We start from the raw sequence: 20,543 nt of genomic DNA, 5'->3' as shown, positions 1-20,543 counted from the left end.
CTTTTTAGATTATGGGAGTAAAGTCACTTTCGTTACGACAATAGGTGTTGCTGGAACATCACGGTAGCGGCCGACTGTTTTTGTGCGCTTTTTCGCCATTTGCTGTACTACGTCGAAACCCTTGGTTACTTTACCGAACACAGCGTAACCCGGTGGGCGCTGGTCGTAATCAAGAAAATTGTTATCAACATAGTTTATAAAGAATTGACGCGTTGCAGAATTAGGGTTGTTAGTCCTCGCCATAGCAACGGTGGCTGTTTCATTCTTTAGGCCATTAGACGCTTCATTTTTAATAGGCGCGTAAGTTGGTTTTTGCTTCATGTCTTGATCAAAACCACCACCTTGTGCCATAAAGCCCGGAATCACTCGGTGAAATTGGGTGCCTACATAGCTGCCGTCTTTGACATACTTAAGGAAGTTTTCCACTGTAACAGGGGCTTTTTCCTGATTGAGCTCAATCGTAAAAGCACCTAATGTGGTTTCAAATTCAACTTTAGGACCTGCAAACACCAGATTGCTGACTAACGCCAGTGAGGCAATAGCAACTTTCCACATTAGAAGCGCTCCTGCATGTAATTCTTCAACTCACGGTCGCTGGCGACTTCTTTCAGAACCAGGTTAATTACATCGTTAAGTACGATTTCGATTTCTTCGTTTGAAGCACTTAAAGCGCCTGTACGTTTAGCCGTGCCCGTGTAAGTCTTAACTAGCTTACCCTGAGGCGTCTCTGCTGTGACTTCAAGAACGACTTTTCCATCCATCTCGTTTTCCATCACTGAGTGTTTGACGGAAACCAATGCTTCTTGCACTTCAATCTTTACTGAGTTTTCACTGTTAACAGTGCTGCGGAAACCTTGAGATTGGAACTGTTCCAGTAACGCGTTTTCGATCGCGATACGCACATTTTGCTTAGAGTGAATTGGCTCAATGTTTGAGCGGCCACTATCTATTAGGGCTACATATTGAGCTGAACGTACGTCTTTACTTGTCAGAGTGAAACTTGCGTCTTTTACGATGTCGCTATTGCTCAGAACTGGCTGAGGCATAAAGTTGATCTGTTCTTGTTGCGGTGCGGCACACGCAGTAAGTAAGGCCATTGACGCGGCTAGAACCAATTTTCTCATTGTAATTTCCTTTAATCGTAACTCTATACGTATAAGAGACATGATAGTGAACTATTTAGTTGCTTGTAAAATAACAAATTTCTTATTTGAAGCGACAAGTTTTACGTTCGATTTTCCAAATAGCTTAGATAACTTCACATCGTAGCCGAGGTGACGGTTACCGATAACTAATAATTGCCCACCATTGCTGAGAACATGCTTTGCATCACAGAACATCTGCCATGCGATATGATCGGTAATGGCTTGTTGCTGATGGAAGGGGGGATTACAGACCACAACATTAGCGCTGGCGTTTTCAAATCCGTCCAAGCAGTTGTTGGGAAGGCATTCTATTTTTCTGTCTTCGCCAAGTGTGCGGGTTAAGTTTCTCTTGGCCGATTCGACGGCCATAAAACTTTCATCGACGCAAGTGAGCTGTATATTGGGGTTCAACATTCCCATCTTTACGGACAACACACCGTTGCCACATCCAAGGTCCACAACCTTTTCATCGCTGAGATTCTTAGGTAAGTGATCAAGCATAAATCGTGCACCCTGATCCAGCTTTTCGCCCGAATAGACATTAGGTAAGTTGTCGAGCGTGAAATGATGCTCGTCGATATTCCAGCGAGTTATAGGGTCTACAGAAACACTCGTCGAGATATCGGCCTGAGAGAAAACCAGACGATGCTTTTTCCATGCTAGAGATGTGGTTGTCGTACCTAGGTACTTTTCAAACAGATTTAATGTAGAAGTATGAATCTCTTTAGCTTTGTTTACCGCGATCACTGGTACCGAAGCATCGAGCCTTTGTCTTAGCTGACTCAACTGCCATATTAAGTGGCGGTTGTTTCGTGGGATTTGTATCAAAACGAAATCCACACCTTGAGGAATCTCTTCCATGGTGTGGAGCAAGGTGATATCACGGCAGTGGTTACGCTTGAGGTTGGAGAGTGTTCCTTGATGAGCAATGTAGGAATCGCTCATCATGGTGATCTGATGTTTCTCCGACAACCAACAGCTCAGCGCGCCAAAACTGTCATTCAGAATCAAAATGTGTTTGCCAGCGAGGCCAAGTTCTTCTATATGATTGATAAGGTATTCATCGCCAGCATCCCAGGCCTGAAGAGTTTCATTGTTGCGTTGAGGGAATCGATGCAAAGTTAAGGTGCGCTCATGGAGCACAAGTTCAGTTTTCATATTTGGAACGCTTGGGCAAATTCATGACGTAAATTGTCGCAGAAGGTAGGGCGTGTGAAAACTAAAACCTTTTGCTTTGCGTACAAGACGATTATTATCTGTTCTTTCATGTTGTTCATATTTAGATGGTGACACACAATGCTACAAGAAGTGATTGAAACTAAACTCCAAGAGCACTTCGAACCTGAATTTCTTAACGTGCTAAACGAAAGTTACATGCACAATGTTCCAGCAGGTTCGGAAAGTCATTTTAAAGTGGTGGTGGTCAGTGGCAAATTTGAAGGTCAACGTCTGATTGGGCGCCATCGTCAGGTTAATCACGTGCTGGCTGATGAACTCGCTAACCATATTCATGCTTTGTCGATGCACACATACACGCCATCGGAGTGGAAAGAGCAGAACGAGTTGGCTCCAGATAGCCCTATGTGTTTAGGCGGCTCTAAATAGTTGAAAGAAAAGAGGTGGCGTTTGCTGCCTTTTTTATTGGCTGTGATTTAAGTAAGCGTTAACAATGTAGAAACAAATAAACAGCTGAATTAGTTTTAACCAGAAATGTTTCACAATGTGAATAATTAAAAACAGCAAAGCCCGTGTGGTTATTGGCGATTGTGCGATGGTTCAAACTTATGACCAATACTTAGCCTTTTAAACTCAAATCCTTCGAAATATCTATCTGATTCCCTTCATTGGTCATGGCATAGACTTCTAAAAAGATGATAGACTATCGCACCTGATAAATCTCGACTAAATTTGTAGCGAGGTTTTTAATAGGATGTTGCGATTTTGGTGTTTTAAACTGCGCCAAAACCGGACACTAGTGTCGTGTCTAAAAGTTACGCAATCAAAGAATCTTTTTCCCGATAAAAGTAGTGCAAGTGCGTATGATTACAATAAAGAAGGGTCTGGACCTTCCTATCGCAGGAACTCCTACCCAGGTGATTAATGATGGTAAGACCATCAAGAAAGTCGCCTTGCTTGGCGAAGAGTACGTTGGCATGCGTCCTACTATGCATGTTCGCGTAGGCGATGAGGTAAAGAAAGCCCAAGTTCTTTTTGAAGACAAAAAGAACCCAGGTGTGAAATTTACTTCACCAGCAAGCGGTAAAGTGATCGAGGTTAACCGTGGCGCTAAACGTGTCCTTCAATCTGTAGTGATTGAAGTGGCAGGTGAAGAGCAGGTAACGTTCGATAAGTTTGAAGCCGGCCAACTAGCAGGTCTTGACCGTACCGCGGTTAAAACTCAGCTTGTTGATGCAGGTCTTTGGACAGCTTTACGTACTCGTCCGTTTAGCAAGGTTCCAGCAATTGAGTCTTCTACACAGGCTATTTTTGTAACTGCAATGGATACTAATCCGTTGGCAGCTCAGCCTGAGTTGGTCATCAATGAACAGCAAGATGCGTTCGTTGCTGGTTTGGATGTGCTTTCAACTCTGACAGACGGTAAGGTTTACGTGTGTAAATCTGGTACCAGTCTACCTCGTTCTTCTCAGTCAAATGTTGAAGAGCATGTTTTTGATGGCCCTCACCCAGCAGGTCTAGCTGGCACCCACATGCATTTCCTATACCCAGTAAATGCAAAAAACGTGGCGTGGAGCATCAACTACCAAGACGTTATTGCGTTCGGTAAGTTGTTCCTAACTGGTGAACTTTACACGGATCGTGTTGTATCTCTGGCTGGCCCAGTAGTGAACAACCCTCGTCTAGTTCGTACAACTCTAGGTGCAAACCTAGAAGATTTGACTGACAGCGAGTTAATGCCAGGTGAAGTTCGTGTGATTTCTGGTTCAGTACTGACAGGTACTCATGCAACTGGTCCTCACGCTTACCTAGGTCGTTACCACGTACAGGTTTCTGTATTACGTGAAGGTCGTGACAAAGAACTGTTTGGCTGGGCGATGCCTGGTAAGAACAAGTTCTCGGTAACCCGTGCTTTCCTTGGTCATATCTTCAAAGGTCAGTTGTTCAACATGACAACAACCACGAATGGTAGTGATCGTTCAATGGTGCCAATTGGCAACTATGAACGCGTATTGCCATTGGATATGGAACCAACTCTGCTACTTCGTGATCTATGTGCAGGCGACGTTGACAGTGCTCAAGCACTGGGTGCGCTAGAACTGGATGAAGAAGACCTAGCATTGTGTACCTTTGTATGTCCGGGCAAATACGAGTACGGTGCGTTACTTCGTGAATGCCTAGATAAGATCGAGAAGGAAGGGTAATTTTCATGGCTCTTAAAAAGTTTCTTGAAGACATCGAGCATCATTTTGAGCCTGGCGGTAAACATGAAAAATGGTTTGCCCTGTACGAAGCTGTAGCAACAGTTTTCTACACGCCAGGTCTTATCACAAAGAAAAGCTCGCACGTTCGTGATAGCGTTGACTTAAAACGTATCATGATCATGGTTTGGTTCGCCGTATTCCCAGCAATGTTCTGGGGTATGTACAACGCAGGTGGCCAAGCTATTGCAGCACTTAACCACATGTATGCTGGCGAGCAGCTAGCAGCAGTTATCGCAGGTAACTGGCATTACTGGCTAACCGAAATGCTTGGCGGCACTATTGCGGCTGATGCAGGAGTTGGCACTAAGATGCTACTGGGTGCGACCTACTTCCTACCGATTTACGCCACAGTGTTTATTGTTGGTGGTTTCTGGGAAGTGTTGTTCTGTATGGTGCGTAAGCACGAAGTTAACGAAGGCTTCTTTGTTACTTCTATCTTGTTCGCGCTAATCGTTCCGCCAACGCTGCCTCTATGGCAAGCGGCTCTAGGTATCACATTCGGTGTTGTGGTAGCGAAAGAGATCTTTGGTGGTACAGGTCGTAATTTCCTAAACCCCGCACTGGCTGGTCGTGCTTTCCTATTCTTCGCTTACCCAGCTCAAATCTCGGGTGACGTAGTCTGGACTGCTGCTGACGGTTTCTCAGGTGCTACTGCGCTTAGCCAATGGGCTCAAGGTGGTAACGGTGCTCTTGTTAACACAGTAACAGGTGCTCCTATCACTTGGATGGACGCGTTTATCGGTAACATCCCAGGTTCAATCGGTGAAGTATCGACTCTTGCCCTGATGATTGGTGCAGCGATGATCGTTTACATGCGAATCGCTTCGTGGCGAATCATTGCTGGTGTGATGATCGGTATGATTGCAACCGCAACGCTGTTCAACGTTATCGGTTCTGATACCAACCCAATGTTCAACATGCCATGGCATTGGCACCTAGTTCTAGGTGGTTTTGCATTCGGTATGTTCTTTATGGCGACAGACCCTGTATCCGCTTCATTTACCAATGGTGGTAAATGGTGGTACGGCGCGCTAATCGGCGTGATGTGTGTACTGATTCGTGTGGTTAACCCAGCTTACCCAGAGGGTATGATGCTGGCGATTCTATTCGCGAACCTGTTTGCACCTCTGTTCGACCATGTAGTTATCGAGAAGAACATCAAGCGGAGACAAGCACGCTATGGCAAGTAATAACGACAGCATTAAAAAGACGCTGGGTGTTGTTATCGGGTTGAGCCTTGTTTGTTCAATCATCGTTTCAACAGCCGCTGTTGGTCTGCGCGATCAGCAAAAAGCTAACGCTGTACTAGACAAGCAAACTAAGATTATCGAAGTTGCTGGTATTGAAACAGCGGGTAAGAAAGTACCTGAGCTATTCGCTGAGTACATTGAACCTCGTTTGGTTGACTTCAACACTGGTGACTTTGTTGAAGAAGCTGCAGATGGTTCTACAGCTGCAAACTATGATCAGCGCAAAGCAGCAAAAGACCCTTCAGAGTCAGTTAAACTAACTGGTGAAGAAGACAAGGCGAAAATCATCCGTCGTGCTAATACAGGTGTTGTATACCTAGTGAAAGACGGCAATGACGTGTCTAAAGTTATCCTGCCAGTTCATGGTAACGGTCTATGGTCTATGATGTACGCATTTGTTGCTGTTGAAACTGACGGTAACACTGTGTCTGGTATCACTTACTACGAGCAGGGTGAAACCCCTGGACTTGGTGGTGAAGTTGAGAACCCATCATGGCGTGCTCAGTGGGTCGGTAAGAAATTGTTTGACGACAACCACAAGCCAGCAATCAAGATCGTTAAAGGTGGCGCTCCAGAAGGTTCAGAGCATGGTATCGACGGCCTTTCAGGTGCAACACTAACTGGTAACGGTGTTCAAGGTACATTCGACTTCTGGTTAGGCGATATGGGCTTTGGTCCGTTCCTAGCAAAAGTTCGTGACGGAGGTCTGAACTAATGTCTAGCGCACAAAACATTAAAAAGAGCATTCTGGCGCCGGTGTTGGATAACAACCCAATCGCGCTACAGGTTCTTGGTGTATGTTCTGCTCTTGCAGTAACAACTAAACTAGAGACAGCATTTGTAATGACACTAGCGGTAACGTTTGTAACTGCGTTGTCAAACTTCTCTGTATCTCTAATCCGTAACCACATTCCTAACAGCGTTCGTATCATCGTTCAGATGGCGATCATTGCATCTTTAGTAATCGTGGTAGACCAAGTGCTAAAAGCATACCTATACGATATCTCTAAGCAGCTGTCGGTATTCGTAGGTTTGATCATTACGAACTGTATCGTAATGGGTCGTGCTGAAGCATTCGCTATGAAATCTGCACCTGTACCGTCACTTATTGATGGTATTGGTAACGGTCTTGGTTACGGCTTCGTTCTTATCACTGTAGGCTTCTTCCGTGAGTTGTTTGGCTCTGGCAAACTATTTGGTATGGAAGTTCTACCTCTAGTGAGCAATGGTGGTTGGTACCAGCCAAACGGTCTGATGCTTCTAGCACCATCTGCATTCTTCCTAATCGGCTTCCTTATCTGGGCAATCCGTATTCTGAAACCAGAACAAGTAGAAGCGAAGGAGTAAGGGCGTCATGGAACATTACATTAGTCTATTAGTTAAATCGATTTTCATCGAAAACATGGCTCTGTCTTTCTTCTTGGGTATGTGTACATTCCTTGCTGTATCTAAGAAAGTTAAGACGTCTTTCGGTCTTGGTGTTGCTGTTGTTGTGGTACTGACTATCGCAGTTCCGGTTAACAACCTAGTTTACAACCTTGTACTGAAAGAAAACGCTTTAGTGGAAGGTGTGGATCTTAGCTTCCTAAACTTCATCACCTTTATCGGTGTAATTGCTGCACTTGTACAGATTCTAGAGATGGTTCTTGACCGTTTCTTCCCACCTCTGTACAACGCGCTAGGCATCTTCCTACCGCTGATCACAGTAAACTGTGCGATCTTCGGTGGTGTATCTTTCATGGTACAACGTGACTACAACTTTGCTGAATCTGTTGTTTACGGCTTCGGTTCAGGTGTGGGTTGGATGCTAGCTATCGTTGCTCTTGCAGGTATCCGTGAGAAGATGAAGTACTCTGACGTGCCCCCTGGTCTGCGTGGTCTTGGTATCACTTTTATCAGTGTAGGTCTTATGGCGTTAGGCTTTATGTCTTTCTCTGGTGTTCAACTGTAAGTCGGGTAAACCGCAACAATTAAGGAATAGTCAATGGACATTATTCTTGGTGTAGTGATGTTTACTCTGATCGTACTTGCGCTAGTACTAGTGATTCTTTTCGCTAAGTCTAAGCTTGTACCAACAGGTGACATTACAATTTCTGTAAACGATGACCCTTCACTGGCGATCGTTACACAGCCAGGCAGTAAGCTTCTGGGTGCTCTAGCTGGTGCTGGTGTATTCGTATCTTCTGCTTGTGGTGGCGGTGGCTCATGTGGTCAGTGTCGCGTAAAAGTTAAATCAGGTGGTGGCGATATCCTACCTACCGAGCTTGACCATATTACTAAAGGTGAAGCACGAGAAGGTGAGCGTCTAGCGTGTCAGGTTGCAATGAAAACTGACATGGACATCGAACTCCCTGAAGAAATCTTCGGTGTTAAGAAGTGGGAATGTTCTGTTATCTCTAACGATAACAAAGCAACATTCATCAAAGAACTTAAGCTACAAATCCCGGATGGCGAATCAGTACCTTTCCGTGCTGGTGGTTACATCCAGATTGAAGCACCAGTTCACCACGTGAAATACGCTGACTACGATATCCCTGAGGAATACCGTGAAGACTGGGACAAGTTCAACCTGTTCCGTTACGAGTCTAAGGTAAACGAAGAGACTATCCGTGCTTATTCAATGGCGAATTATCCGGAAGAAGAAGGCATCATCATGCTGAACGTCCGTATCGCTACACCGCCGCCAAACAACCCAGACGTACCACCAGGCATTATGTCTTCGTACATCTGGTCTCTGAAAGAAGGCGATAAGTGTACGATTTCGGGTCCATTTGGTGAGTTCTTCGCGAAAGATACTGACAATGAAATGGTATTCGTTGGTGGTGGTGCAGGTATGGCGCCGATGCGTTCACATATCTTTGACCAGCTTAAGCGTCTGAAGTCTTCTCGTAAGATGTCATTCTGGTACGGTGCTCGTTCTAAGCGCGAAATGTTCTATGTAGAAGATTTCGACGGCCTGCAAGCAGAAAACGACAACTTCGTATGGCACTGTGCTCTATCCGATCCAATGCCTGAAGATAACTGGGATGGCTACACTGGCTTCATCCACAACGTACTGTACGAAAACTACCTGAAGGACCACGAAGCGCCTGAAGATTGTGAGTACTACATGTGTGGTCCACCAATGATGAACGCAGCTGTTATCGGCATGCTAAAAGATCTTGGTGTTGAGGATGAGAACATCCTACTCGATGACTTTGGTGGTTAATTTCCCTAAGTGATTGAAATATATGGCTGACTCGTAAGAGTCAGCCATTGTTTTTTCCTGCTATTCATTTTTTAAATGGCCATAGTCGATGCGCTCTTAAACAGAGTCATGTGCTATTTCCGTTTCTCTTATAAGGAGTCTAACAAGTGAAAAAGTGGCTTGTTGCATTTGCTTCTCTATTGGTTCTTGCCGGCTGTGAAAAGCCCGTAGAACAGATTCACCTAAGTGGCCCGACAATGGGTACCACTTACAATATCAAATACATAGAGTCTGAGGGTATCCCATCGCCAGAGGCCCTACAAAAAGAAGTTGACCGCTTGCTGGAAGAAGTGAATGACCAGATGTCGACTTACCGAAAAGATTCCGAATTGAGCCGCTTCAATCAAAACCAAACATCAACGCCATTCGAAGTGTCACCACAAACTGCCACCGTTGTGAAAGAAGCCATTCGTTTGAACGGTCTTACTTTAGGCGCCTTAGATGTTACTGTCGGCCCACTAGTTAATTTATGGGGCTTTGGACCTGAAGCACGTCCTGAAGTGGTGCCAACGGATGAAGAGCTGGCAGCACGTAAGGCCAATACAGGCATTCAACATTTGACGGTAGAAGGTAATCTGCTGACTAAGGACATCCCAAACCTGTATGTTGATCTTTCAACAATTGCAAAAGGCTGGGGGGTAGACGTTGTTGCGGACTATATTCAATCACAAGGCATCCAAAATTACATGGTCGAAGTCGGTGGTGAGATGCGCCTTAAAGGTGTCAATCGTGAAGGCGTTAAATGGCGTATCGCGATTGAAAAACCTTCTGCTGACGAACGTGCTGTGCAGGAGATTATCGAGCCGGGCGATATGGCAGTTGCCACTTCTGGTGATTATCGTATCTATTTTGAGCGTGATGGTGTACGTTACTCGCACATCATTAATCCTCAGACTGGGAAACCAATCCGTCATAAAGTTGTGTCTGTGACGGTACTAGACAAGTCGTCGATGACTGCTGACGGTCTAGCAACAGGGTTGATGGTGCTTGGCGAAGAGCAGGGAATGAAGATAGCCAACGAGAATAATATCCCTGTGTTTATGATCGTTAAGACCGAAGATGGATTTAAAGAAATGGCATCGGAAGCGTATAAGCCATTTATGAATAAATAATACCAAGTGAGCATGTCATTATGAGTACATTTCTGATTACTTTCGGCATTTTTATTGCCGTTATCGCAGCCATGTCTGTCGGCTACATTTTCCAGAAGAAGGTGGTGAAAGGCAGTTGTGGTGGTCTTGGTGCTGTGGGCGTTGACAAGGTGTGTAATTGCCCTGAACCGTGTGATGCTCGTAAAAAACGAGAAGCTCGCGAAGCTTTGAGAGCAGAAAAGCTTGCTGCTCGTGAAGAAAAACTGGCAGCGTGGGAAAAAGACCGTATTGCTTAATCGAACACAAAGCCCGGAGTCCAATCCGGGCTTTGTTTATTCTGTCGCGATAATTTGATTGCGGCCGTGTTCTTTGGCGGTATAAAGACAATCGTCTGCCAATTTAATTTGCTGTTCCAAAGTACCTTCTAAACTGCATACACCGATACTGATCGTTAGCGTGATGTCTTGACCATTATGTTTAATGATCGAATTCTCTATTCTCTGGCGCATTTTCTCTAGGCGAGTGATAAATTCATCCAGTGTTGAGTATGACTGCACGCAAAACTCTTCCCCTCCAAAGCGCACAACCACATCTTCCGGAAAGTAGATTTTCAATATATTGGCGATGGTTTTTAGTGCAGCGTCTCCGCCATCATGGCCGAAAGTATCATTGACGGATTTAAAGTGGTCGATATCCAGCATAGCGATGTATCTGGCACTGCCTTCGGTACAAGATTGATTGAAGAGAAAACGACGGTTCCAAAGACCAGTCAGGGTATCCTGATTAGCAAGTTTGTAGAGCTCGTCGGTAGCTTCTTTCATATCAAGGAGTTGATTGACTCGGCAAAAAAATTCTTCTTGGTTAAACGGTTTGTGTAAAAAGTCATTGGCGCCAGCTTTAAGAAACCTAGCGGTTAGCGTTCTGTCGCCACTACCCGATAGCCCTAATATAGCGAGGCTATTCTTATCGTACATTTGCCTAATCTCTCGCGTCATTACAATACCGTCTTTGCTGGGCATATCATGGTCGGTAATGATGAAGGTAATATCTGGAGTTTCCGCGAGTTTATGTAGTGCGTCCGAGCCGTTTTGCGCTTGAGTCGTTCGAATGTACTGATGTTCAAGCAATTGCGCAACATGCTTTCGAACAGTTGGAGAGTCATCAACTACCAGAGCATGATGATTAACATTGTTCATCAATCGAGTTGCCAACGGCAGTAAGTACGACACGGAAGCCATACTGTCTTTAAGTAGATAATCCATCACGCCTTTGGCAATAAAACGTTCACGAATCTGATCGCTAAAGGTCGCAGTGAGTACGATAACCTTTTGTTTATTATCTAAAACAAGATCAATGACTTCGCCATCCTGTGCGTCAGGCAAGCAGTAATCCAGCACAGCAAAATGGAAGTTGTGATGCTCATCTAGCGCTTTTTGAGTCTCTGCGTATGATTCACACCCAACGACGTCACAGCCAATAGTCGTCAACTGCTGTGTCAAATAGTTGCGATAGGCACGGCTGTCTTCGACCACCAACACTTTATGGTTCACCTGAGTCCTCCTTATCGCAACTTATAAATTAATAATAACTGCATATTTTGATACTTCTATTAGAAATGCGGAAAAAGTTTCGCTCTTCTTACGACTGTTGGCGAGTAGAGAGAGAAAAGTTATACTGTATTTATGTACAGTTTTTTATGTGTGGTTATGTCCGACGAAAAAGTAAGAAAGATCATTCATGTTGATATGGACTGCTTTTATGCTGCGGTGGAGATGCGTGATAACCCGAGCTATCGCGGAAGGCCATTAGCCGTTGGTGGGCATGAAAAACAACGTGGCGTTCTGAGTACTTGCAACTATGAAGCGAGAAAGTTTGGCATCCGAAGTGCGATGCCTACTGGGCAGGCGTTAAAATTGTGTCCTCACCTTCTGGTTGTTCCAGGGCGTATGCAAGTGTACAAACAAGCTTCTCAGCATATTCGTGAGATTTTCTCTCGCTACACGACATTGATTGAGCCTTTGTCCTTGGATGAAGCCTTTTTGGACGTGACGGATTCTGAGCAGTGTCAGGGCTCAGCAACGTTAATTGCAGAAGCAATCCGGCGAGATATTTTTAATGAACTTCAGCTAACGGCGTCGGCTGGTGTTGCTCCGGTAAAGTTTCTAGCAAAGGTCGCTTCGGATATGAATAAGCCCAATGGGCAGTACGTGATACCGCCGGAAAAAGTCCAGCAGGTTGTTGATAAACTACCACTAGAAAAAATTCCCGGTGTGGGAAAGGTGAGCTTAGAAAAATTGCATCAGGCAGGTTTTTATCTCTGTGAGGATGTAAAAAACAGTGATTACCGTGAGCTGTTATTACGCTTTGGTCGATTAGGTGCCTCTCTGTGGAAGAAGAGCCATGGTATTGACCGGCGAGAGGTAGTGGTAGAACGTGAACGAAAATCGGTCGGTGTTGAGCGCACTTTCAGCGAAAATATCAGTACTTATGACGAGTGTTGGCAGGTGATTGAACATAAGCTCTTTCCTGAGTTGGAAACACGACTGATCAAAGCCTCTCCTGAGAAAGCCATTATCAAGCAGGGTATCAAACTCAAGTTTGCGGATTTTCAGCTCACCACGATTGAACACATACACCCTGAACTTGAGCTGGATTACTTCAAAGATTTATTGCGTGATATTCTTAAACGCCAGCAAGGGCGCGAGATTCGGCTATTAGGCTTAAACGTGATGCTTAAGCCTGAAGAGCAAACCAAACAGCTGAGCTTTTTCTGACGCCAACTAAAGTGACTCAATTTCGCTCAGCACTTGCTGATATGGATGTTCACTGAGTTTGCCAAACCCAGCTAAGCTGCGCGCTTTAACTTTGGTAAACCAAGGGGTAGCTATGCCGCACAGGAACTTCGTTTTAAGATTGTTGGATAATGGCGAGGCGGATTTACCTTGAAGAGGAGCCAACCAGTCAGCAATCTGTTCGCGATCTAATTGTGGGTTTAGCGCATCTGGCCAAGCATGTTGTTCTCCACGACATACGCTACAGTGGCCACACTGCTCAGGGGCTTGGCTGTCTGAAAAGTAGTTTGCTAACGCCTTACTCAAACAGTGTTTGGATTTGAACAACGCTAACAGGTTGTGAATACGTTCCACGTCACTGCGCTCTTTGTTGTTAAACAGTTGCCAAAGCTGCTCACTGAGGTCTTCGATAGATTGTTGAGGTGGGCTGACCCGATACACTTCGGTCATTAACTTGCTTTCCAGTTCAATCCATCCGTTTTGGTGGAAATAATCTAGTGCGGCGACAGCACGCGAGCGCTCGCCTTGGTAGCTTTGCCACAGAGCGTCAAAATCAACCTGGCACCAGAGTCTGGCTTGCGGTGAACAGTGGAACAACGCTTCACTAAATTGGCGCCTCTCGCCATCGAAGTGTTCAATAATATCCTGCTTAGGCCTAATGAATTTGAAGCGATAATCGGCGAAGTAACTGTATTGGGCGGTGATGACCTTAGCCATCTCCATGTACACGAGCAATGTTTTCAGTGGCAACTGACGAATATTACTGTCAGAGGAAAGACGAGAGATCACCACTTCCCAGTTTTGCTCTGATGCAACGGCTTGCTGAATGACGTTATGGATTTCATCGTATTCAGGTGTATCGCCGTAGACAAAATTTTCCAACGTACATACACCGTCCTCATTGGCGAGCAAAATGCATTGTGAAGTTTGTCCGTCTCGACCTGCTCGGCCAATTTCTTGCGCGTAGTTTTCAATTGATTTAGGTAAATCAAAATGAATCACACGGCGGATATCCGATTTATCCACTCCCATACCAAAAGCGATGGTAGCGGCAATGCAATCTGTCTGACCAGACATAAAGTTCTGCTGAATTCGTTCTCGGGTTTCACTGTCTAGTCCCGCGTGATAAGCCGTGGCTTTAACGCCTTGTTCGGCAAGTAACTTGGCAATACGCTCGGCACTGTTCTGCTGAGTTACGTAAACAATGGTAGGTAACTTTGGATTTTGGCTGATGACCGATAACAAGGCGTCATCTTTTTCTGCTTGCGAACAGGGCATGACTGAAATGTCCAGATTAGGTCGATAAAACCCAGTGACCGTAATGTCATGCGGCGCTATGTTGAATTTCTTACTCATGTCATCCAATACTGCTTGCGTTGCCGTTGCGGTCAAAAGGAGAACTTGAGGAATCGCGAGTTCTTGTTGAAACTGAGGAAGCTTTAGGTAGTCAGGGCGAAAATTGTGCCCCCATTCTGAGATACAGTGCGCTTCATCGACAACCAATTGCGAGATACTGAGCTGAGATAAAAAGTGACGAAAACGCTCATTTTTCAGTCGTTCGACAGACACCATTAGGATCTTCACATCGCCATTACGCACTTGCGCCATGATCCGTTGGACTTCTTCCTTGCTTTGGCTGGAGTTGAGAGAGGCTGCCGCGATCCCTTTGCTGTGCAGGAATTCGAGCTGATCTTTCATCAATGCTAGTAGAGGAGAAATGACTAAGGTCAGGTGTGGTAAACATAAAGCAGATAGCTGATAACAAAGAGATTTTCCTGAACCTGTCGGGAAAATAGCCGCACAGGACTTGCCATCCAAAACCTTATCTATTACTTGATATTGCCCGTCTCTGAGTTGCTCAAAGCCGAAAGCGGTGCGTAATGTAGCGTGGATTTTATCTTGGTTGCCTGATGTTTGCATTTGCCTGTTACCAGTATGACGAGAGTGCCTGACGTAGTATTCTAGAGGGATTAGACGGGAAGGAACATGATTTTAGTATGAATAAATCGGAGTTACTGCAAACCATATTGACTGCGATGCAACACTCTCTTGAAGTGGCCAACAATGCTACTCAACGTGCGATTGAATCTGCCACTGATGAAGAAACTGTTCCAGAGCACAAATATGATACTTTGGCGCTGGAGGCATCCTACCTTGCTCATGGACAGGCCATGCGTGTACAGGAATGCGAACGAGATCTGGATGTCATGGCTCATCTTCAACTACCACAGCAATCAGAGCGAATCACTCTTGGTAGTCTGGTTTCTTTAATTGATCTTGAGGATAACCGTCGATGGTTTTTTGTTGCGCCTTGCACGGGTGGTTTGAAAGTCCAGCATCAGCAACAAGAAGTCATGTTAGTCACGTTCGATTCACCACTTGGCTTTGCTATGAAAGGTAAGTCTATGGGGGATGAAGTAGAGTATCAGGTCGCGACAACCACCTTTAGCTATGAGGTAGATACGATAATTTGACGCAAGTGCGTTGAGTTTTTGTTAGGGTAGCGAAGAGTCAATACGGTGAGATTAAAATGAAACGAGTACTAATGACCATCCCGTTGCTGATGGCGAGTCAGGTATACGCAGCTCAATGTCAGGTCGATTTGAAAAATGATATCCGCATTAATGGTGAGACGTTAGAGATCCATCAAGTCAGTGGTGACAGTGCGATTGTGAATGCTGATAACACCTTGACTATTCATGGAGAGGTCATCCCTTTAGATGCGTCACAGCAGCAAGCGATCGCTGACTATCGCAGCAATTTAAATGATTACTTGCCACGAGCAAAGCAGATTGCTCAAGATGGTCTGGCTTTGACGAACGACATTATTGATGATGTTGGCCAAAGTTTCGATGCGCCGGAAGCTTTCGACAGTGTGAAAGCCTCCATGCAGCAGTTTTACGCCGACATCGAAGCTCGTTATTACCAAAATGGCGATTTGGTTTTACCAGCGGACAGCTTTGGCTCACTGCGCGAAACGTGGGCGGAAGATTTTGAAAGCGCGAAGAAGTTGTTCAATGAAGAGTTCATCACCAGTGCATTCAATGCGATGTCGGAAAAAATGAAAGCGGAAGGTGGTCTGAATCTGACAGAGATGGCGGATACTATGAGTGAGCTGAAAGAGCGAATTGCAAAAAGACTTGAAGAACACTCCGTCGACGTGGAGAAACAGAGTCAGGAATTCTGTGACTCACTTGATAATATGGCTGAGCAAGAGCAGGAATTACATAAGAAAATTCCACAGCTAAAAGATTATCAGATTTTCACTATTTAAATCCCGGTAAGAGAAGAGCGCCAAACGGCGCTCTTCTCTTTTATTGGCTGTTATTCATCTGGGTCAGCTTGTCGCCGACAGGACCTGAGAAGATGAACCCATCGTGCTCATCCCAGTTAATCGACCAGGTCATCACACCCGCATAATTAGGATAGTTAAAGGCAGGAGCAACTGAGCCACAGCTGGTGCCTTTAGTCAGACAATCTAATGCATCAAGAATGTTTTGAGTCGGTGCTTGCCCTGAGTTCGCTGAGCTAGGACCTGATGGCAAGCCGATAGCGACTTGATCATCTCGAAGCGGCGCAAACTGAGAGCCATCTGCCAGCTTAAAGCCTTCAATCAGCATCTTAGATTGGGCAACCATCATATCGACTGAACCTTCAGCAGCACTACCTTGCGTGTAAGGGTTCGGCAGGCCACCATTGTTGTATAGCTGTACGTGGAGAAGATCTAGTGTACTGCGTGTGTCATTAATGACCGGAATGTACGCCCCCCAAATGCCACTGTAAGCCACGAATCCGCCTTGAACATAAGGGTGTTCTGGCGCCATAGTCAGGTACATATCCCCACCCATGTTTTGCTCGATTTGCAGTAGTGCTCGGCCTAAGCGTGCCTGAATTTGCGAGCCATGAACCAGATTAGATCCACTCTCTAAGTCGACATCAAGACCATCGAAACCCCATTCCTTGATGATGTCAGTCAAGCTGGAGACAAAGTTGGCTTCATCCTGATCAGTATTGAGTGTAATCGTGCCTTCTGCACCACCAAGAGAAAGGACAAACTTTTTACCTTTAGCTTGTAGCGCTGCCATGTCTTGTTTGAACTGCGTTGGGTCAAGTGCAGCACAACTGCTATGGATATCACCAGAGTAAAGGTTAAAGTGGACAGTACCATCGCTGTTGCGATCATTCTCGGCAAATGCAATGTCGATAACATCCCAAGCGTCCGACATATCCGCCAATCGCATTGGGCACCCTGCACCGTTGACGAAGTTATGCCAGTATCCGATCAACTTGTGCGTTTTTTCTGTCTGTTCAACTACAGAAATTGTCGCAGCATCGGACGTCACTTCACTGTTGGCTGAGTCTGTGGCTTTGGCCGCAACGGTATAGCTACCTACCGCACCTGCGGTCCAGTTATAGCTGTATGGTGCAGTGGTATCTGTGCCGACAATCGCTCCGTTCACTAAGAAATCGACCTGCGCCACGCTGGCAGACAGCGATGTTGCATCGGCGGCAAACTGGACCGATTTACCTAACCCGACGGTTTGGCCCGGTGCTGGCGATGTCAGTGCAACCACTAAGTCTTGGTCACTGACTGTTACCGAAACCGTCGCTTCGCCCGTGTTGTTTTCATTGTCTGTCGCGACGGCTTTGAGGCTATTTAGGCCAACCTGAGTCGCTGTCCAACTCACCGCGTAAGGTGGCTGTGTCACCACACCTAGGCTGTTACTGCCTGCGAAGAATTCGACTTGGCTTACTGTCCCATCGGAGTCAGACGCGTCAGCAGCGAAACTGACCGTACTGCCAGCAAGCAATATTTGATTGTCACTAGGGCTAGTGATGGTTACCGCCGGTGGAGCGGCACAAGCGCCTAACCCCGTCCATGCTTCATCCCAATAGTCTCCTTGTCCTGGCTCATAGGCCCAAGCTGAGGCTGAAGAACACCAACCAGCAATGTCACAACGGTATTTTTGATTGTGGTTCTGTACCAACTGACCCGCACTGTAGCTGGTACCTGCGGTATAAGTCGGTAGCCCTGCGCAGCCACCTGCTGCGTTGCTGGCGACAACCAGCGATACTTCTTGTGTTGAGGTCGTCTGGTTGTCGTTGTCTGTGGCTTTGGCCTTGAAGGTATGAGTGCCACTGACTGAGGTCCACGTGGTTTCGTAAGGTGCAGATGTATCGCTAGCAATCAATTGTCCATCGACAAAAAATTCAACTTTATCAACGCTACCATCTGTGTCGGAGGCATTTGCGCTCAATGTGAGAAGGTCGCCTTCCGTCAATTGCTCGCTGCCTGAAGGGCTGGTTAAAGTGACAGAAGGAGGAATAGGTTCGCCAGCTAAGGTGACACTGATTGCAATCTGCGTTTCTGATGTTGCGTTTTCATTGTCAGTGGCAATAACGGAAATGGTGGTCGCACCTGCGACCGCGGTCCAATCTGTTTGATAGGGCGCTTGTGTGACCGTCGCAATGTTCTGACCATCAACTTGGAAGGCCACTTGAGCGATGCTGCCATCGCTATCACTGGCGGAAGCCTGTATCGTGGTGACTGTGCCTTCAGGGATCTCGGCATTATTGACAGGAGAAGATATGGATACCTCTGGAGCTGCGTTGCCACCGCCAGTGTCACATTGCCCAAGATCTTTCCATGCTTCCCAGTCACCGGAGTTGCTGACGGGGTCATTGCCCTGTGTCCAATGACTGGCTTGATAAGCATGGTTGGATGTCTGAACTAGATCTCCGGATGTGTAGACCGCAGTGCTATCCCAAACCACCAAGCCAGCACAATCATAGGCGTGCGCTTGGTAGCTTAGCCCTAGCGCCGCGATGATGGCGCCTCTGAGCAGATTTGAACCCATTTTTCTCTCCTTAATGGATTTAGTAAACCAACTCATAACCAATAGCGAAAATGCTGAGCTTTGCTCGCTAACTTAATGATTATTTGGGTTTTATTCGTCGGATATCACGGTGAAAATTAGTTCGAATCTTTCATTACATTGGTTGTTCGGCGCACTTCACGCTTCAATTTTTGCTTACTGGTTGGTTAAAAATTCTTTGTATGAATTAATTTACAGCTTAATTTCCTATTTATTTGCCTTGTTCTGGTTACTTAATAACCTCATAGCTGGAGTGAATAAGAGCTTTGTAATATTGTACTAGTCAACTAGTTTACGGGTGCGAGTTAAGCGGTATGGCACAAGCAGACAATTTTCAAACACGTGAGCACTTTGGCTCTCGTTTAGGCTTTATTCTGGCGGCAGCTGGAGCTGCGGTTGGTTTAGGTAACATTTGGGGCTTCCCAACTCAAGCTGCCAGTAATGGTGGCGGGGCATTTTTGCTGGTTTATCTGGTGATGATTTTGGTGGTGGCGTTTCCAATGCTGGTGGTCGAAATGGCGATAGGTCGTCATGGTCAGGCTAACCCCGTGGATAGCATGCGCTCTCTCACCGCTAATCCTCTGGCGAAAAAAGTCGGTGGGCTTGTAGGATGGATAGGTTTAAGTGTGCCCAGCGCTGTGTTGGCGTTTTACAGCATTGTAGGCGGCTGGCTGATCTGCTTTTTGCTTGGTGCTGTGGCTGATGTGATAGGTATGCAAGCCGCAAGTGCCTGGTTTAAGGGGTTCAGTGTTGAGCGTAACCTGTTTGGTACTGTTGTTTTCTACGTGCTGACGATTCTCATCGTGCAGGGCGGGGTGAAACAAGGCATCGAAAAATGGTCAACGCGCCTGATGCCTGCTTTGTTCGTTCTGTTTGGTTTGTTGTTCATCTATATCATGACTCAATCCGGTGCGATGGAAGGACTTAAGCATTATCTTGTCCCTGATTTTGACAAGGTGATGGATCGCAAATTGATTCTCGCTGCTATGGGGCAGGGCTTCTTTTCTCTGACCATTGGTGGCTGTTCTATGCTGATCTACGGTTCTTACCTCAGCAAGAAAGAGAACTTACCGAAAATGGCGATGAACGTCACTTTGGTCGATACCGCGGTTGCTTTTATCGCTGGTTTGGTGGTTATGCCAGCGATGTTTGTAGCGATGCAAAAAGGTGTGCAGATCTACGCTGAGGATGGTTCTCTGCTTAGCTCAGATACTTTGGTTTTCACCGTATTGCCTTTGATGTTTGATAGCCTTGGTTTATTAGGCCAGCTGTTTGCGATTGTGTTCTTCCTACTGCTGACGATTGCGGCACTGACTTCTTCCATCTCTATGCTGGAGTGTCCGGTCGCGCTGGTGGGGGAGCGCTTTAACACTAAACGCAGTACCACAAGCTGGGTGCTTGGTGGTTTAATTGCGCTGGTGAGTATCGTGATCGTGTTTAATTTTGGTGCTTTATTTGGCTTGGTTGCAACCGTCGCAACCCAGTACCTTCAACCTGCTGCAGCGTTACTCTTCTGTTTGTTTGGTGGTTGGGTGTGGAATCGTCACTCGAAAATCAAAGAACTTGAGCATGGCTACCCAGAATTTACGCAAGGCTGGTTTGGAAAGCTCTGGCCTGCTTACGTGAAATTTGTCTGCCCTGTATTGGTTGCCACGGTTATTTGGGCGTCTTTCGGTTAAGCAACTTAACAGGCGATATTTAA

Annotated in this window: 19 protein-coding genes; 13 read left to right on the top strand and 6 right to left on the bottom strand. The window is 46.0% G+C overall.

Annotated features, from left to right (window positions below):
- Positions 1 to 9 precede the first annotated feature (9 nt).
- The 3 genes from VIC_RS03840 to VIC_RS03830 are packed head-to-tail and all read right to left on the bottom strand — an operon-like array spanning position 10 to position 2,303.
- Complete coding sequence (locus VIC_RS03840; protein WP_006957955.1) at positions 10 to 555, bottom strand: peptidylprolyl isomerase; 546 nt, start codon at positions 553 to 555, stop codon at positions 10 to 12.
- Positions 555 to 1,124 (bottom strand): YajG family lipoprotein, encoded by a 570-nt coding sequence (locus tag VIC_RS03835; RefSeq protein WP_006957954.1) that lies wholly within the window; start codon positions 1,122 to 1,124, stop codon positions 555 to 557. Before VIC_RS03835 ends, VIC_RS03840 begins: the two co-directional genes overlap by 1 nt.
- A gap of 51 nt (positions 1,125 to 1,175) precedes the next feature.
- Positions 1,176 to 2,303: a methyltransferase gene (locus VIC_RS03830; protein WP_006957953.1), complete on the bottom strand. Its 1,128-nt coding sequence runs from the start codon at positions 2,301 to 2,303 to the stop codon at positions 1,176 to 1,178.
- Positions 2,304 to 2,441: 138 nt separating this feature from the next.
- Here VIC_RS03830 and bolA point away from each other — a divergent pair, with 138 nt between their 5' ends.
- The 9 genes from bolA to nqrM all read left to right on the top strand — a co-directional run bounded on the left by bolA (position 2,442) and on the right by nqrM (position 10,469).
- Positions 2,442 to 2,750 carry a transcriptional regulator BolA gene (bolA, locus tag VIC_RS03825; protein WP_006957951.1) on the top strand — a complete coding sequence of 103 codons (309 nt, stop codon included), beginning with the start codon at positions 2,442 to 2,444 and terminating at the stop codon, positions 2,748 to 2,750.
- A gap of 434 nt (positions 2,751 to 3,184) precedes the next feature.
- Positions 3,185 to 4,525 (top strand): Na(+)-translocating NADH-quinone reductase subunit A, encoded by a 1,341-nt coding sequence (locus tag VIC_RS03820; RefSeq protein WP_039951256.1) that lies wholly within the window; start codon positions 3,185 to 3,187, stop codon positions 4,523 to 4,525.
- Positions 4,526 to 4,530: 5 nt separating this feature from the next.
- Positions 4,531 to 5,775, top strand: a complete 1,245-nt coding sequence (locus VIC_RS03815) for an NADH:ubiquinone reductase (Na(+)-transporting) subunit B (RefSeq protein ID WP_006957947.1) — start codon at positions 4,531 to 4,533, stop codon at positions 5,773 to 5,775.
- The gene (locus VIC_RS03810) at positions 5,765 to 6,550 is read left to right on the top strand and encodes a Na(+)-translocating NADH-quinone reductase subunit C (protein ID WP_006957946.1); all 786 of its coding nucleotides are present in this window, start codon (positions 5,765 to 5,767) and stop codon (positions 6,548 to 6,550) included. The genes VIC_RS03815 and VIC_RS03810 overlap by 11 nt, the downstream gene beginning before the upstream one ends.
- Positions 6,550 to 7,182 (top strand): NADH:ubiquinone reductase (Na(+)-transporting) subunit D, encoded by a 633-nt coding sequence (locus VIC_RS03805; RefSeq protein ID WP_006957945.1) that lies wholly within the window; start codon positions 6,550 to 6,552, stop codon positions 7,180 to 7,182. Before VIC_RS03810 ends, VIC_RS03805 begins: the two co-directional genes overlap by 1 nt.
- A gap of 7 nt (positions 7,183 to 7,189) precedes the next feature.
- Positions 7,190 to 7,786 (top strand): NADH:ubiquinone reductase (Na(+)-transporting) subunit E, encoded by a 597-nt coding sequence (gene nqrE / locus VIC_RS03800; RefSeq protein ID WP_006957944.1) that lies wholly within the window; start codon positions 7,190 to 7,192, stop codon positions 7,784 to 7,786.
- A gap of 33 nt (positions 7,787 to 7,819) precedes the next feature.
- Entirely contained in the window at positions 7,820 to 9,043 is a 1,224-nt protein-coding gene (gene nqrF / locus VIC_RS03795) for an NADH:ubiquinone reductase (Na(+)-transporting) subunit F (RefSeq protein WP_006957943.1), read from the top strand.
- 146 nt (positions 9,044 to 9,189) lie between these two features.
- Positions 9,190 to 10,194: an FAD:protein FMN transferase gene (locus VIC_RS03790; protein ID WP_006957942.1), complete on the top strand. Its 1,005-nt coding sequence runs from the start codon at positions 9,190 to 9,192 to the stop codon at positions 10,192 to 10,194.
- 20 nt (positions 10,195 to 10,214) lie between these two features.
- Positions 10,215 to 10,469, top strand: coding sequence for a (Na+)-NQR maturation NqrM (nqrM, locus tag VIC_RS03785; protein ID WP_006957941.1), 255 nt, complete (start codon positions 10,215 to 10,217; stop codon positions 10,467 to 10,469).
- A 36-nt stretch (positions 10,470 to 10,505) separates the two neighbouring features.
- Here nqrM and VIC_RS03780 read toward each other — a convergent pair whose 3' ends face one another.
- Positions 10,506 to 11,723 (bottom strand): GGDEF domain-containing response regulator, encoded by a 1,218-nt coding sequence (locus tag VIC_RS03780; RefSeq protein ID WP_006957940.1) that lies wholly within the window; start codon positions 11,721 to 11,723, stop codon positions 10,506 to 10,508.
- A gap of 156 nt (positions 11,724 to 11,879) precedes the next feature.
- On the opposite strand from VIC_RS03780, the gene dinB reads away from it, so the two are divergent.
- A complete protein-coding gene (dinB, locus tag VIC_RS03775) occupies positions 11,880 to 12,947 on the top strand; it encodes a DNA polymerase IV (RefSeq protein ID WP_019277465.1) in 1,068 nt (355 codons plus the stop codon).
- A gap of 6 nt (positions 12,948 to 12,953) precedes the next feature.
- Here dinB and VIC_RS03770 read toward each other — a convergent pair whose 3' ends face one another.
- Positions 12,954 to 14,885: a RecQ family ATP-dependent DNA helicase gene (locus tag VIC_RS03770; protein WP_006957938.1), complete on the bottom strand. Its 1,932-nt coding sequence runs from the start codon at positions 14,883 to 14,885 to the stop codon at positions 12,954 to 12,956.
- Between the two features lie 77 nt (positions 14,886 to 14,962).
- On the opposite strand from VIC_RS03770, the gene VIC_RS03765 reads away from it, so the two are divergent.
- Entirely contained in the window at positions 14,963 to 15,439 is a 477-nt protein-coding gene (locus VIC_RS03765) for a GreA/GreB family elongation factor (protein ID WP_006957937.1), read from the top strand.
- A 56-nt stretch (positions 15,440 to 15,495) separates the two neighbouring features.
- A complete protein-coding gene (locus VIC_RS03760; protein ID WP_039951251.1) occupies positions 15,496 to 16,239 on the top strand; it encodes a YggN family protein in 744 nt (247 codons plus the stop codon).
- A gap of 40 nt (positions 16,240 to 16,279) precedes the next feature.
- Here the strand turns inward: VIC_RS03760 and VIC_RS03755 are convergent, their stop codons facing one another.
- Positions 16,280 to 18,823 (bottom strand): Ig-like domain-containing protein, encoded by a 2,544-nt coding sequence (locus tag VIC_RS03755; RefSeq protein ID WP_006957935.1) that lies wholly within the window; start codon positions 18,821 to 18,823, stop codon positions 16,280 to 16,282.
- Between the two features lie 332 nt (positions 18,824 to 19,155).
- Here VIC_RS03755 and VIC_RS03750 point away from each other — a divergent pair, with 332 nt between their 5' ends.
- Positions 19,156 to 20,520 (top strand): sodium-dependent transporter, encoded by a 1,365-nt coding sequence (locus tag VIC_RS03750; protein WP_006957934.1) that lies wholly within the window; start codon positions 19,156 to 19,158, stop codon positions 20,518 to 20,520.
- Positions 20,521 to 20,543 lie beyond the last annotated feature (23 nt).

Origin of the sequence: Vibrio coralliilyticus ATCC BAA-450 (genome assembly GCF_000176135.1) — a bacterium.
GTDB lineage: Bacteria > Pseudomonadota > Gammaproteobacteria > Enterobacterales > Vibrionaceae > Vibrio > Vibrio coralliilyticus.
This window is presented reverse-complemented; position numbering and strand designations above follow the sequence as displayed.